The organism is Mesorhizobium sp. P2_E7, assembly GCF_056403855.1.
The window spans coordinates 2498312-2511491 of sequence record NZ_JBFUER010000001.1 but is presented as its reverse complement, the minus strand read 5'-3'; the positions used below and the strand labels follow the sequence as shown (position 1 = coordinate 2511491).

The 13180-nt window shown below is 61.8% G+C and carries 13 protein-coding genes; 10 read left to right on the top strand and 3 right to left on the bottom strand.

The window, feature by feature from the left end:
* Positions 1–60: 60 nt before the first annotated feature.
* Positions 61–1725, bottom strand: a complete 1665-nt coding sequence (locus AC1DYC_RS12330) for a Na/Pi cotransporter family protein (RefSeq protein WP_477406633.1) — start codon at positions 1723–1725, stop codon at positions 61–63.
* A gap of 364 nt (positions 1726–2089) precedes the next feature.
* On the opposite strand from AC1DYC_RS12330, the gene AC1DYC_RS12325 reads away from it, so the two are divergent.
* The 4 genes from AC1DYC_RS12325 to AC1DYC_RS12310 all read left to right on the top strand — a co-directional run bounded on the left by AC1DYC_RS12325 (position 2090) and on the right by AC1DYC_RS12310 (position 7591).
* Entirely contained in the window at positions 2090–2482 is a 393-nt protein-coding gene (locus tag AC1DYC_RS12325; protein ID WP_477406631.1) for an RcnB family protein, read from the top strand.
* Between the two features lie 137 nt (positions 2483–2619).
* Positions 2620–4560, top strand: coding sequence for a DNA primase (gene dnaG / locus AC1DYC_RS12320; protein ID WP_477406629.1), 1941 nt, complete (start codon positions 2620–2622; stop codon positions 4558–4560).
* Between the two features lie 420 nt (positions 4561–4980).
* Entirely contained in the window at positions 4981–7008 is a 2028-nt protein-coding gene (gene rpoD, locus AC1DYC_RS12315; protein WP_477400976.1) for an RNA polymerase sigma factor RpoD, read from the top strand.
* A gap of 10 nt (positions 7009–7018) precedes the next feature.
* A complete protein-coding gene (locus tag AC1DYC_RS12310) occupies positions 7019–7591 on the top strand; it encodes a hypothetical protein (protein WP_477406628.1) in 573 nt (190 codons plus the stop codon).
* A gap of 21 nt (positions 7592–7612) precedes the next feature.
* On the opposite strand, the gene AC1DYC_RS12305 is transcribed toward AC1DYC_RS12310, so the two are convergent.
* A complete protein-coding gene (locus AC1DYC_RS12305) occupies positions 7613–8668 on the bottom strand; it encodes a TauD/TfdA family dioxygenase (RefSeq protein ID WP_477406626.1) in 1056 nt (351 codons plus the stop codon).
* A 321-nt stretch (positions 8669–8989) separates the two neighbouring features.
* Between AC1DYC_RS12305 and AC1DYC_RS12300 the strand changes: the two genes are divergently transcribed.
* The 4 genes from AC1DYC_RS12300 (at position 8990) to AC1DYC_RS12285 (ending at position 11506) form a co-directional block, all read left to right on the top strand.
* Positions 8990–9283: a GYD domain-containing protein gene (locus AC1DYC_RS12300; protein ID WP_112563285.1), complete on the top strand. Its 294-nt coding sequence runs from the start codon at positions 8990–8992 to the stop codon at positions 9281–9283.
* A gap of 96 nt (positions 9284–9379) precedes the next feature.
* Positions 9380–10009, top strand: coding sequence for a sulfotransferase family 2 domain-containing protein (locus AC1DYC_RS12295; protein WP_477406624.1), 630 nt, complete (start codon positions 9380–9382; stop codon positions 10007–10009).
* Between the two features lie 52 nt (positions 10010–10061).
* Positions 10062–11126 (top strand): DMT family transporter, encoded by a 1065-nt coding sequence (locus AC1DYC_RS12290; RefSeq protein ID WP_477406622.1) that lies wholly within the window; start codon positions 10062–10064, stop codon positions 11124–11126.
* Positions 11126–11506: a thiol-disulfide oxidoreductase DCC family protein gene (locus AC1DYC_RS12285; RefSeq protein WP_477406620.1), complete on the top strand. Its 381-nt coding sequence runs from the start codon at positions 11126–11128 to the stop codon at positions 11504–11506. Before AC1DYC_RS12290 ends, AC1DYC_RS12285 begins: the two co-directional genes overlap by 1 nt.
* A 43-nt stretch (positions 11507–11549) precedes the next feature.
* On the opposite strand, the gene AC1DYC_RS12280 is transcribed toward AC1DYC_RS12285, so the two are convergent.
* On the bottom strand, positions 11550–11807 hold the full coding sequence (locus AC1DYC_RS12280; protein WP_112563373.1) for a DUF2798 domain-containing protein: 258 nt from the start codon (positions 11805–11807) through the stop codon (positions 11550–11552).
* A gap of 273 nt (positions 11808–12080) precedes the next feature.
* Here AC1DYC_RS12280 and AC1DYC_RS12275 point away from each other — a divergent pair, with 273 nt between their 5' ends.
* Positions 12081–12770 (top strand): PadR family transcriptional regulator, encoded by a 690-nt coding sequence (locus AC1DYC_RS12275; protein WP_477406618.1) that lies wholly within the window; start codon positions 12081–12083, stop codon positions 12768–12770.
* 112 nt (positions 12771–12882) lie between these two features.
* Entirely contained in the window at positions 12883–13179 is a 297-nt protein-coding gene (locus AC1DYC_RS12270; RefSeq protein ID WP_477406616.1) for an HlyU family transcriptional regulator, read from the top strand.
* The last annotated feature ends 1 nt before the right edge of the window (position 13180 follow it).

Here is a 13180-nt window from a genome sequence, read left to right as displayed (position 1 = left end):
ATGCTTAGCCGACGGATGGCTGGAGGCGCAAAGACTAATTTTGCCGGCGCTGGTTCGGGCCTAGCTCGCCTTCAATCTCGACCCGCCGAGCAGGCCGCGCTCTTCCAGCACCGGGTAGGCCATCGACGCCAGCAGCGAGTTGATCTGCTTCAGGTCGCGGATGGTGTCGAGGTGGATGGAGCTGGTCTCGACGCTCTTGGCGGTGCCGTCGCGCAGGCGCACGAAATGGCTGGCGCTGGTTTCCTTCTCGCGGTCGCGCAGGCGGTCCTTCTCCAGCACCAGCTGGCGCGCGGTTTCCGGATCGCGCGAGACCAGTACGTTGAAGGCAAGCCTGGCATTGGCCAGCACCGAAGTATGGAAGGCGAGCAACTCGCTCCAGCCCTCGGGCGTGAACTCCAGCCCTCGCTCGAACTTCTTCCTCACATGCACCAGCATGTTGCGCACGATGATGTCGCCGACCTGTTCGAGCTTGACGCAGGCGCCGATCAACTCCTGGCACCGTAGCGCCTCGTCCTCTGTGAGCGAGTTCCTGGTCAGTTTGGCCAAATAGAGCTTGATCGCGGCGTGCTTCCTGTCGACGCGGTCGTCAAGGGCAGCCAGCGCCTTGATCTTGTCGCCGTCGGCGCTTTCATAGAGCTCGATGATGCGCTTGAGCATGATCTCGACCGTTTCGCAGACCCGCACCACCTCGCGGGTGGCGTTGGCCAGTGCCTGGCTCGGCACGTCGAGCGCGCTGTCGTTGAGCGCGGACAACTCCACCACGTCGAGCGCTGCAGCCGGTTCGGGCTTGGTGCCCATCGCCACGATCTTCTCCGAAGCGCGATAGACCAGGCTGGCAAGCGGCAGGCCGGCGAGCAGGACTAGCACATTGAACAGGATGTGGGCGTTGACGATCTGGTCGGGTACAGTCGTGCCGAGGAAGGCCACCGGCGGCCTCAGCGTCATGAACAGGATCAGCATCACCAGCGAGCCCATGCCGCGCATCAACAGATTGCCGATCGGCACGACGCGCACGCCGGGCTCGGCGCTGCGGGTGAGCAGCGGCGCGATGATCGACGAGCCAAGATTGACGCCGAGTACCAGCACGATGCCGAGTTCCGGTGGGATGAAGCCACGGCCGGCGAGCGTCACCAAAAGCAGCACCGCGGCAATGGAGGAGTGGAACAGCCAGGTGATGAGGGCTGCAAGCAGGTAGGCGGTGACGAAATCGCCGGAGAAATAGTTGACGATGAGCGGCATCAGCGTGCTCTGGCGCAGCGGCTCAGACGCCTGGCCGATCATTTCCAGCGACAGAAGCAAAAGGCCGATGCCGACCAGGATGCGGCCGGACTGGCGCCAGTCGCGCCGCTCGGTGGCCATGAACATGATGGTGCCGGCGACAAGGCAGATCGGCACCAGCAGCGTGAGATCGAAGGTCAACAGCTTGACTACCAGTGCCGAACCGATCTCGGCGCCGCGCACCGCAAGCTGGCCCGATATGCCGGACACGATGCCGGCGCCGGCGAAGGAGCCGACCAGAAGCGTGACGGCGGTGGAGCTCTGCAGCGCGATCGACAGGCCGCAGCCGGCCAGCACCGCCATGATCGGATTGCGCATGGTGGCGCGCAGTTTGTGTCGCAGCACGTCGCCATAGGCACGTTCGACGCCTGTTTTCACCATGCGGGTGGCAAACAGCATCAGCGCCACGGCGCCGGCCAGATGCAGGAGGACGACGGAACCGCTCATGTCGAGGCCTGCATGCGACGAGCAACGGCGACGCGAACAGCGCGGGATCCGATTGGGAGAACGAGAGTGCGAATCATGATCATGGCTGCAGTTGATAATAGCTCGATTAGTTTAGCCGGGTAATAAAATATTGTCGATTTCAAGGGCGCGTCGGCGCACGACAACGGGTGTCGGAAATAAAGGAATTGCGGACGCTTGCGTATCGACGCGCCGCATTCGTGCCGATCGGCTCCGGATTTCATGGTGATGTTGAAATATCGGGAATAAGCGAAGGAATTCATTACATAATTGTAATGCTGGTGTTCAGTTTCAGTTCATCCTTCGAACGCTACTCCTCTGGCATCGACAACCAAGGAGCCCCGTTATGAAACGCATTGTTCTTTCCGCCCTCGCTTTCTCGATGCTGACTGCTACTTCGCTGACCGGCCAGGCCGCACCGGTGAACGCGCCGGTCGCACCGCAGTCGAACTACACCAATGTCGACTGGCAGAAGCCCACCAACAGGGATGTCAAGAAGCGCGTCATCCAGAAGCGCGTGATCCACAAGCGTTTCGAAAAGAAAGTGGTCGTGAAGCGCAACAACTGGCGCAATGGCCAGAAATATTCGAGCTGGAGACAGCACCAGCCGATCCGCGACTATGGCCGTTATGGCCTGCATCGTCCCGGCCGAGGCCAGGAGTGGATCCGCGTCGGCAATGACTATGTGCTGGTCAGCATCCTATCCGGCATCATCTTCGGCGCCATTGCCGCGCAGTAGGCCGCACTGTTGGACCTGAAAGGGAGGCGGCCCGATACGGCCGCCTTTCTTTTTGCCTGTGGAAACCGGGTATGGCCGGTATTCGGGGTCGTCGGATTTCGCCGGCATGATTATATGGTGGGGAAACGAGTTTCCCGATGCGCTTTCCGCCCGCCTTTCTTGACGAGATACGCGACCGTGTGCCGATTTCATCGGTTATCGGCCAGCGCGTCGCATGGGACAGGAGGAAGACCAACGCTTCGCGCGGCGATTACTGGGCATGCTGTCCGTTCCATGGCGAGAAGAGCCCGTCCTTTCACTGCGAGGACAAGAAGGGCCGTTACCACTGTTTCGGCTGTTCGGTGTCGGGCGATCATTTCAAATTCCTGACCGAGCTCGATGGCATGAGTTTCCCCGAAGCGGTCGAGAAGATCGCCGAGATGGCCGGCGTGCCGATGCCGGTGCGCGACGAACGGGAGGAACAGCGCGAGAAGGAACGCGCCAGCCTGACCGACGTCATGGAGATGGCGACTGTCTTCTTCCAGGAACGGCTGCAGGGGCCGGAAGGCGCCAAGGCGCGCGCCTACCTCAGAGACCGCGGGCTGACGCCGGCGACTCAGCAATCGTTCCGGCTGGGTTTTGCACCGGACAGCCGCAATGCGCTGAAAGAGCATCTTGCCGCCAAGGGCGTGCCCAAGGCCGACATCGAGGCCTGCGGGCTGGTGCGCCATGGCGACGATATCCCGGTCTCCTATGACTGGTTCCGTGACCGCATCATGTTCCCGATCCCGGATTCCAGGGGCAAGATCATTGCATTTGGCGGCCGCGCGCTGGCGCCGGATGCGCTCGCCAAATACATGAACTCGCCCGACACCGAGCTCTTCCACAAGGGCAATGTGCTCTACAATTTCGCCCGCGCCCGCAAAGCCTTGGCCAAGGGCGGCACGGTGATTGCCGTCGAAGGCTATATGGACGTCATCGCGCTGGCGCAGGCCGGCTTCGAAAATGCCGTGGCGCCGCTCGGCACCGCGCTGACCGAAAACCAGCTCGAATTGTTGTGGCGCATGGCGCCCGAGCCGATGCTGTGCTTCGACGGCGACCAGGCCGGGCTGAAGGCGGCATGGCGGGCCGCTGATCTTGCGCTGCCGTCGGTGCAGTCGGGACGTTCGGTACATTTTGCACTGTTGCCCGAGGGCAAGGATCCCGACGATCTGGTCAAGGCCGAGGGACCGGATGCGTTTCGCACCGTGCTTGCCGAAGCACGGCCGTTGGCTGAGTTGTTGTGGATGCGCGAGACATCCGGTGGCGTCTTCGACACGCCCGAGCGGCGGGCAGGGCTGACAAAGACGCTGCGCGAACTGACCAGCCGCATCCGCGATGAGAGCCAGCGCTATCACTACCAGCAGTGGATGCGCGAGCGGGAGCAAACCTTCTTCAGCGCCCAGCGCTTTGTTCGGCAACCGCGCCAGGACTGGAAGCCGGGGCAGGGCAAAACGGCGGCACCCGGCGGCCAGTTCGCGAAAGGCAGCGGAGTCGGCGCGCGCGCCGCGATCACCGAAAGCCTCGGCCGTTCCGCCATGGTCAAGCGCGGCGGCGAGATGATGTCGGTTCGCGAGGCGACGATCATCGTCGCTCTCGTCAATCACCCCGCGCTGATCGACGAGAATTTCGCCCATGTCGAGTTCCTCGATCTCGCAAACAGCGATCTGCAGCGGCTGCACGCCGCCATACTCGACGCCATGGCGCATGACATGGCCAATGACCGCGGTGCGGTGGTCAGCACGATCGAGCGTGCCGGCTGCGCAGAGATCTGGGGGCGCGCGGTGGCGCTGATCCAGCGGGCGAGGCAATGGCCGGCGCTGGAAACCGCCGCCCTTGACGATGCTCGCGACGCCTTCAACCAGGCGCTGCACTTGCAGCGCAGCGCGCGCACCTTACATAAGGAGCTGAAGCAGGCGGAAGCAGCGCTCGCCAGCGATCCCACAGACGAAAACTACCGGCATCTCGTCGAGATTCAGGCGCAATTTCGTGATGTGCAGGCAACGGAAGCGCTGATCGAAGGGTTCGGCGTGTCCTCGGGCAAGGCTGGGCGTGTGTAGGTCGAAACCTGCGCAAGAATGAATGATGTAATGTGCTGCGCGTCGAATCGACGCCTCTAAGTCGGGTAATTGATTCGCTTTTTTGATGCGAATCATGCGAGAGGCGCTTGACCTTCTGGCAGAATGACGGAATCAGGACGATTCGAAACGTTAACCCGTGCCAGCGTCGATGGAAAATGCAGCGATGCGAGGTGCTGATCACTGGACAGGCTGTTAGCCTGCCACAGATATCAGGGTTAATCTGGACTTAATGCATGTCGCCCAAAAGTGAAAACCGGTTTTGGGGTACGATATGAACCAAACAAAAGAGTTGATGCGGTTACCGGCCCGGTGAAGCGCGTTTCGTTACGAGCGCATAATTTGACCGGTGCGGAAGCTTACGCGGCTTCGCTGTTCGGCCGCTAGGAGAAGATAAAGACTATGGCGACAAAGGAAAAGGAAGAGGTCGAGACCGAACGTGAAGGCGCCACCGATGGGCCTCTGCTCGACCTTTCCGATGATGCTGTCAAGAAGATGATCAAGGCCGCCAAGAAGCGCGGCTATGTGACCCTCGACGAGCTGAATGCGGTGCTGCCTTCGGAAGAGACCGATCCGGATCGCATTGAGGACATCAATGCGATGCTGTCCGACATGGGCATCAACGTGGTCGAGGATGACGACCAGGGCGAGGAGCCCGAGGCCGCCGACAGCACTGCCGACGCCGAGGAAGACGCCAACGAACTGGCCGAGCAGACCGGCACCGCCGTCGCCGCCACGACCACCAAGAAAGAGCCGACCGACCGCACCGACGATCCGGTGCGCATGTATCTGCGCGAAATGGGCTCGGTCGAGCTTCTGTCGCGCGAGGGCGAAATTGCGATTGCCAAGCGCATCGAGGCCGGCCGCGAGACGATGATTGCGGGCCTGTGCGAAAGCCCGCTGACCTTCCAGGCCATCATCATCTGGCGCGACGAGCTCAACGAATCCAAGATCCTGCTGCGCGAGATCATCGACCTTGAAGCCACCTATGCCGGCCCCGAGGCCAAGCAGGCGCCGGTGGTAGAGCGCATCGAGGAAACCCCGAAGCCCGAGGAAAAGCCGCGCCGCGGCGGCCGTGACGACGAAGACGACATCACCAATGTCGGCACCGACACGCGCGGCCTGGTCGATGACGACGAGGAAGACGAGGACGAGGCCAGCCTGTCGCTGGCGGCGATGGAAGCCGAACTGCGCCCGCAGGTGATGGAGACGCTCGACGTCATCGCCGACACCTACAAGAAGCTTCGCAAGCTGCAGGACCAGCAGGTCGAGAACCGACTGGCCGCGGCCGGCACGCTGTCGCCCAGCCAGGACCGCCGCCTGAAGGAGCTGAAGGACCAGCTGATCAAGGCTGTGAAGTCGCTGTCGCTCAACACCGCGCGCATCGAGGCGCTGGTCGAGCAGCTTTACGACATCAACAAGCGTCTGGTGCAGAACGAAGGCAAGCTGCTGCGCCTGGCCGAAAGCTATGGCGTGCGCCGCGAGGAGTTCCTGAAGGAATATCAGGGCTCCGAGCTCGACCCGAACTGGACGCGCTCGATCGGCAACCTGACCTCGCGCGGCTGGAAGGAATTCACCAAGAACGAGAAGGACGCGATCAAGGATCTGCGTTCGGAGATCCAGAACCTCGCCACCGAAACGGCGATCTCGATCCTGGAATTCCGCAAGATCGTCAACCAGGTGCAGAAGGGCGAGCGCGAAGCGGCAATCGCCAAGAAGGAAATGGTCGAGGCCAATCTGCGCCTCGTCATCTCCATCGCCAAAAAATACACCAATCGCGGGCTGCAGTTCCTCGACCTGATCCAGGAAGGCAATATCGGCCTGATGAAGGCGGTCGACAAATTCGAATACCGCCGCGGTTACAAGTTCTCGACCTACGCGACATGGTGGATCCGGCAGGCGATCACGCGTTCGATCGCCGACCAGGCGCGCACCATCCGCATCCCGGTGCACATGATCGAAACGATCAACAAGATCGTGCGGACGTCGCGCCAGATGCTGCACGAGATCGGCCGCGAGCCGACGCCGGAGGAACTGGCCGAAAAGCTCGCAATGCCGCTCGAAAAAGTGCGCAAGGTGCTGAAGATCGCCAAGGAGCCGATCTCGCTCGAAACGCCGGTCGGCGACGAGGAGGATTCGCATCTGGGCGATTTCATCGAGGACAAGATGGCGATCCTGCCGATCGACGCGGCGATCCAGGCCAATCTGCGCGAGACCACCACGCGCGTGCTGGCCTCACTGACGCCGCGCGAAGAGCGCGTGCTGCGCATGCGCTTCGGCATCGGCATGAACACCGACCACACGCTGGAAGAAGTTGGCCAGCAGTTCTCGGTCACCCGCGAGCGTATCCGCCAGATCGAAGCCAAGGCGCTGCGCAAGCTCAAGCACCCGAGCCGCAGCCGCAAGCTCAGGAGCTTCCTCGACAGCTGAGGATTTTCGGGTGGGCGCGACCTACGGCACCATCAGCATAAAAGGGCCAACGCGAGAAGCGTTGGCCGACTGGCTAAGATTAAAGAACATCGACGCCTTCGTGACAGTCGAACAGAACGGCTGGACCACGTTCTCAGACCAGTATTCAGACGGGCTGGACCCGCGCTGGATCGAACCTTTGCTCCAGCGCCTGACTCTCGATCTATCGTGCATCGGCATAGCGATCACCGTCTATGACGAGGAACAGCTTGGCCTCTGGGTTGCAAAGCACGGTACTATTAAATCTCGCTACAATTCCTGTCCCGGCATGGAGATGAGTGACCCAGGCGAGGAGGACATGCGCCCCCGGCTCGAAGACGCTCCGGCATTGCTGGCCACGCTCGGCGCACCGGGCGCAACGGACGATCTGCTTCAGATTTTAGGAATGGATGGGGCGAAAGACTATATCTCGCCGCTCGACCTCCACGAGGAACTCGCCACTTATCTGGGACTTCCAGAAGAATCAGTCGGCCTTAGCCATCGATACATACTGAAGGACCAAATCAGTCGGTCGGAGGGTTTGATCAGGACGGTCGACGGTTAGACGATGGGCGAAGGACCTTTTCTACAACGGCACGTTCAGCCGGGTCCCCTTGACGATGATGCCGCCCCGGTCGCCAATTTCTATTGAGCCATAACGCTGTCTGAAGCACTCGGGCAGCGGGCGATCGCCTGGCACCGACAGCCACAGGCGCAGCATATGGCGCCGCCTGTCGGAGTCTGGCCAATCGCGAAAACCCATACGGTCGTGAAGCAGTGAATGATTGTAGACAAACTGCATATCGCCGGGCCGCAGCCGCATCGACAGGTTTAGTTTCGGGTCATTGGCAAGGCTGTCGAAGAGGTCCAGCGCCTCGACATGCGCGGGGCTTAGCCGCATGGCATCCGGGAAGCGCTGCGCGCTGTCGATGTACTGGCGTTGATAAATGCCGGTCAGCAATCCCGCATGCCAGTTGAGGACCGGGATTTCGAAGTAGGGCTTTGCGCCTTCCGGTACCTCGCCGCGCCGGTCGGTGGCAATCGGATCAAACAGCAGGCGGACCAGATCGGGCCATCGTTTTCGCATCTCGTTGTAGATCGTCACAGTGCTTACCAGCAGGGACTCGCCGCCTTGCATGGCATCTCTAAGGCAGAGCAGACCGACGACGTCGGCGGAGTCGGTGTGAAATGTCTGGCGCTCCGCCGTCTGGTAGATGCGCGTCGTGGCATCCCTGGCGTCGGCGCCTGTGTCGCGGACATGGCCGAGTATGTGACCCTGGGCATTCTGCGACCGTGCGCTTCCCAGATGCGCGCCAATCCCGCAGAAGATCGTTGCCGCCATTTGCGCGGAATATTTCTCGACCGGGAGGCCGCGAAGCACCTCGAACCCAATGCCTGCGATGAGTTTTTCGCGAAGGGCGGCGAGATAGCCGGCAAGCCGGGGCAAGGGGAAATCGGCCCTGGTCAAGTTGCCGATATCTTGCGAGCGGGCGAGAAAGCCGGTTGCCGCCAATTCCAGTTCCGCGACATCCCGCCTGTCCAATTCGACCAGCCAATTTTCAGGATGCTTCGCCATTTCCTCGCCAGTCCATGCGGCAGGAATTTCGATCTGTCCCGGCGGCAGGTCGATGGTCTCGCGCATGAAGCTCTCCAGCGGCTGGATCGGCGGGGACTTCCGCCAGGTCGATGGCCACAAACGGAGATTGCCGTAGTCAGGTGGATTTTTAAACCGGCTTTCCCTGGTCGGCGCCGACAGTTTTGCGGTCGTTGCTATGCCGCCGCCCTGGCGCTTGGAGAAATCGCCTTCACGCATCAATGGGGCTGGCACGGCGGTCCTTGCACGAAGCTCGCTGCGGGCGGATACTTCCCGTCGGATGCGTGTTCTGGGTGACAAACCGGATGTTCGCCCCGGCCCAGGTCTACGACCTGAGCCGTGCTCCGTGGCGCCGGAGGGAGGTGTGCGATGACAACCTACATCCTGCTGATGAACTGGACCGAACAGGGCGCCAGGAATGTGCGCGAGTCGCCGAAGCGGCTCGATGCCGCCAAGAAGCAGCTGGCCGACATGGGCGGATCGTTCAAGGCGTTCTATCTCACCATGGGCGAATGCGACATGGTGGCCGTGGTCGAGGCACCCGACGATGCGGTGTTGGCGCGTTTTGCGCTGATGCTGGGGGCGGGCGGCAGCGTCAGGACGCGAACGCTCAAGGCTTTCCCAGAATTTGCCTATCGCGAGATCGTCACCTCGCTTGGGTAATTGCCGGCAGCTTGAAGTAACGAGGCCGGAAGCATTTCCAGGCGGTCGGTGCGGGGTGCCGCTTGACGGTGCCTGATCTGCCGATATTGAAGAGAAATGCTCCTCTCGCTCGAGAAGAACTTCATTTTCATCCACATCCCGAAGACGGCCGGGACCTCGATCACCCGTGCGCTGCGGCCATGGTGCCTGAGGCCGAAGCCGACGCCATGGCGGCGCCTGCTGTCGCATCTGCCGGTTCGCGAAGCGCCGGAAAGGGCAAATTTCAACCAGCATGACAGAGCCAGCTGGCTGCGGCGCAAATTGCCGCCCCAGCTCTATGACGGCGCCTACAAATTCGCCGTGGTGCGCAACCCTTTCGAGCTGGTCGTTTCCAACTACCAGCATTTGCGCCGGAAAACCTCGCGGCGCCGGCATCGCCAGGCGCAGCGCTGGGACTTCAAGGCATTCCTGCGCTACCTCGAACGCAAGAACCGGCTGGCGCGCGTGGATCAGACAAGCTGGATTTCGGACGGAGATGGAAAGCTGATCGTCGACGAGATCCTGCGCTTCGAAACGCTGGCCGAGCAGTTCAATGTCCTGGCCGAGCGGCTCGGCCTTCCCGCCGAGCTTCCCCGATCGAACGTCAGCGCGCCGGTCGACTATCGCGCCCTCTACGACGAAGAGGCGAAAGCGATCGTGCGGCGGCTCTATGTCAGAGACTTCGAGCGCTTCGGCTACGAGTTCTGATTTGCGGCGCGCAAGGGAAAGACGGGACGCAGCGCTGTGGTAGGATGGCGTCATGTCTGAACCGCTTTCACATTCGCATCTATGGCCCGGTGTGCCGCTTGCGCTTGGCTCTGCCGCCTTGTTTGGCGCGGCACCGCCGCTCTCCAAGCTGCTTCTTGATACAGTCAATCCCTTCATGCTGGCGGGCCTGCTCTATCTCGGCGCGGGTGTAGGGCTGGCTGTGTTTCGCCTGCTTAGAGGCATGCAGGCAGCCGCCGGCGAAGCACAACTGGCCCGCAAGGATATGCCATGGCTGGCGCTGGCGATCGGTATGGGTGGCATCGTCGCCCCCGTGCTTCTGATGTTCGGCCTCACACTGAATACCGCATCCAGCTCCGCTTTGCTGCTCAACCTTGAAGGGCTGGCTACCATGGCGATAGCCTGGCTGATCTATCGCGAGAATGTCGATCGTCGACTGCTTTTCGGTGCCTTCGCCATCCTTGCCGGTGCGATTCTGTTGTCATGGCAAGGCCAGGGTGTTGCCTTCAACCTTGGCGCGTTGCTGGTTGCCGGAGCTTGCCTGGCATGGGGCCTGGACAACAATTTCACCCGTAAAATCTCCGCCACCGACCCGGTGGTGATCGCCATGCTGAAGGGGCTGGTGGCAGGCATCGTCAATGTTGGGCTCGCCTTGATTGCCGGTGCATCATTTCCCGCTGTGTCCATCGTCGCCGCGGCAGCGACAGCCGGCTTTTTCGCCATCGGCATCAGCCTGGTAATGTTCATCCTGGCGCTGCGCCATCTCGGCACGGCACGCACAGGGGCCTACTATTCGCTGGCGCCGTTCATAGGTGCTCTGCTTGCCGTGTCTGTCCTCGGTGAGCCCCTGACGTTGAAGCTGGTAATTGCCGGACTTTTGATGGGCGTCGGCCTGTGGCTGCATCTGTCCGAGCGTCACGATCATGAGCATGATCACCAGGCTCTTGAGCATGAGCATAGTCATGTGCATGACGAGCACCACCAGCACGATCATGATGGGATGGTGACGGAACCGCATTCGCACTGGCATCGGCATGCGTCGATGCGCCATGCGCACGCGCACTATCCCGACCTGCACCACCGGCACGACCACGGCTAATGGCGGGCTCTCTGCTGACCGTCTGGTACAACACGCGCTGTCCGGTCTGCGATGGCGGCATCACCCGGCAGAAACGGCGGCTGATCGAGGCGATCAAGGCCGGGCGAATCGAATTCCGCGACATCAACCTCGAACCGGCGGCGCTCGCCGATCACGGCGCTTCGCTGGAGGACATCCGCCGGCGGCTGCATGCCACCGATCCCCAGGGCAGGCTGCTGGTCGGCGCCGATGTCGCTGTTGCCGTCTGGAAGGCGACGCCGGGCGAGGGCTGGCTGGCTGCGCTGTTCGGCAATCCGATCGCACTGCCGTTGACCCGGTTCGCCTATGATCGCTTTGCTGACCTTCTCTATGCCTGGAACCGGCGCAAAGGCCGCTGGTAAAGAGGCAGGCCCGAAATTTTTTTCGGGCCTGCCGTCGTGAGCGTTACCGGGCCGGCAGCTCGCATAGCCAGCCGACGATGCGTCGCACGGCCGGCAACACAAGCAGCAGCGTCGGAAACGCCACCAGCCAGGACAAGCCCCAGGCGGTGAGCCAGACAGAGGGCAGGTTGGGCTGAGGGCCAAGGCTTTTCAGCGTCGAGATGAACGAGACGATGAAGGTCATCAGCAGCGACAGCACCAGTGGGCTGACGATGGCAGCATAGCGCGCCGGCAGCTTGCCGCGCTTACGGGTCGTGGTCATTTTTGGATTTTCCTGAAGTATCCGGTCCGTCGCATTTGGCATCCATTGCGCCGGGTTTCCGGCGAAATTGCCCGGAAAGACCGGGGTTGGATGCGTTGCTTGACGTCAGACGCTTACGGAGAGGTCGGGCCCCTCACGTGCCTTCTAGCTGTCGGTGTCGGTGAAATCAACCATCTGGCACTGCCTTTAGATACATCGTAAGATATATCTTGACTCGTCGATGGCGCGAGCCTACTTAAGATGTATCGTAAGATATAACTCAAGGAGCAATTCATGCACAGACATCATCCCTTTGGCGAGCGCGCCGAGCGCGCATTCCTGCATATGGCCGGCAAGTTCGGCGGCAAATTTGGTGGCAGAGGGGGCGGCGGCTTCGGCCCATTCGGTCACGGCGGACGTGGCGGAGGACGCGGCGGCCCGGGCGACATGTTTCGCGCCGGGCGCATGCTGGCCGACGGCGATCTCAAGCTGATCACGCTGTCGCTGCTGGCCGAGGCGCCGCGCCACGGCTACGACATCATCAAGGCGTTGGAGGAGCGCACCAGCGGCATCTACAGCCCGAGCCCGGGCGTCGTCTATCCGACGCTGACCTTCCTCGAAGAAGCCGGCTATGCCGCTTCTGCGGCCGACGGCAACAAGAAGGTATTTTCGATCACCGAGGCGGGGCAGGCGCACCTCACCGAAAACCGCGAGATGATCGACGGCGTGCTCGAGCATCTCGAGCGCTTCGGCCGCAAAATGGCCAAGGCGCGAGAGTGGTTCGGCTGGAACGACGAGAGCGAGGAAGGCGGACGGCGTGGCCGCGGCGGCCGTTCGGAAGCCCGCGACGAGTTCCGCACTGTCCGCCACCGGCTGCGCGCAGCGCTCGGCGAGATCGTCGATGCACCGGCTGAAAAGCAGGCCGAAGCGATCGCCATACTGGAAGGCGCCGCCGAAGCTCTTGAGGCGCTGTCGCGCAGCTAACGCGGATTCGCGGAAGGGCCACGGCCCTTGCCCACCGAGCCAAGGACCGCTAGTGAAAATCATCTCGCATCACACCATGTGATGCGGGATGATTGCCGTTGGAGGGTCCCCCATGTCTTTTCTGAAACGTCTTTTCGGCGGCGGAGGCGGCGGTGACAGCGGCGAGCCAAAGAGCGCAGCGCCGGCAAAACAGATCGAGCACAAGGGATTCCTGGTCAGCGCCACGCCCTACAAGGCGGATGGCCAGTACCAGACCTGCGGCGTGGTTTCGAAGGAAGTCGGCGGCGTGATGAAGGAGCACCGCTTTATCCGCGCCGACCGTTTCGCCGGGCTCGATGATGCCGTCGACATCTCAATCAAGAAGGGCATCCAACTCGTCGACGAGCAGGGCGAGAAGATTTTCGGCTAGA

Coding starts and splice junctions, on each gene's coding strand:
- AC1DYC_RS12330 (WP_477406633.1), bottom strand. CDS start 1,725: ATGAGCGGTTCCGTCGTCCTCCTGCATCTGGCCGGCGCCGTGGCGCTG.
- AC1DYC_RS12325 (WP_477406631.1), top strand. CDS start 2,090: ATGAAACGCATTGTTCTTTCCGCCCTCGCTTTCTCGATGCTGACTGCT.
- dnaG (WP_477406629.1), top strand. CDS start 2,620: ATGCGCTTTCCGCCCGCCTTTCTTGACGAGATACGCGACCGTGTGCCG.
- rpoD (WP_477400976.1), top strand. CDS start 4,981: ATGGCGACAAAGGAAAAGGAAGAGGTCGAGACCGAACGTGAAGGCGCC.
- AC1DYC_RS12305 (WP_477406626.1), bottom strand. CDS start 8,668: ATGCGCGAGACCATCGACCTGCCGCCGGGACAGATCGAAATTCCTGCC.
- AC1DYC_RS12300 (WP_112563285.1), top strand. CDS start 8,990: ATGACAACCTACATCCTGCTGATGAACTGGACCGAACAGGGCGCCAGG.
- AC1DYC_RS12295 (WP_477406624.1), top strand. CDS start 9,380: ATGCTCCTCTCGCTCGAGAAGAACTTCATTTTCATCCACATCCCGAAG.
- AC1DYC_RS12290 (WP_477406622.1), top strand. CDS start 10,062: ATGTCTGAACCGCTTTCACATTCGCATCTATGGCCCGGTGTGCCGCTT.
- AC1DYC_RS12285 (WP_477406620.1), top strand. CDS start 11,126: ATGGCGGGCTCTCTGCTGACCGTCTGGTACAACACGCGCTGTCCGGTC.
- AC1DYC_RS12280 (WP_112563373.1), bottom strand. CDS start 11,807: ATGACCACGACCCGTAAGCGCGGCAAGCTGCCGGCGCGCTATGCTGCC.
- AC1DYC_RS12275 (WP_477406618.1), top strand. CDS start 12,081: ATGCACAGACATCATCCCTTTGGCGAGCGCGCCGAGCGCGCATTCCTG.
- AC1DYC_RS12270 (WP_477406616.1), top strand. CDS start 12,883: ATGTCTTTTCTGAAACGTCTTTTCGGCGGCGGAGGCGGCGGTGACAGC.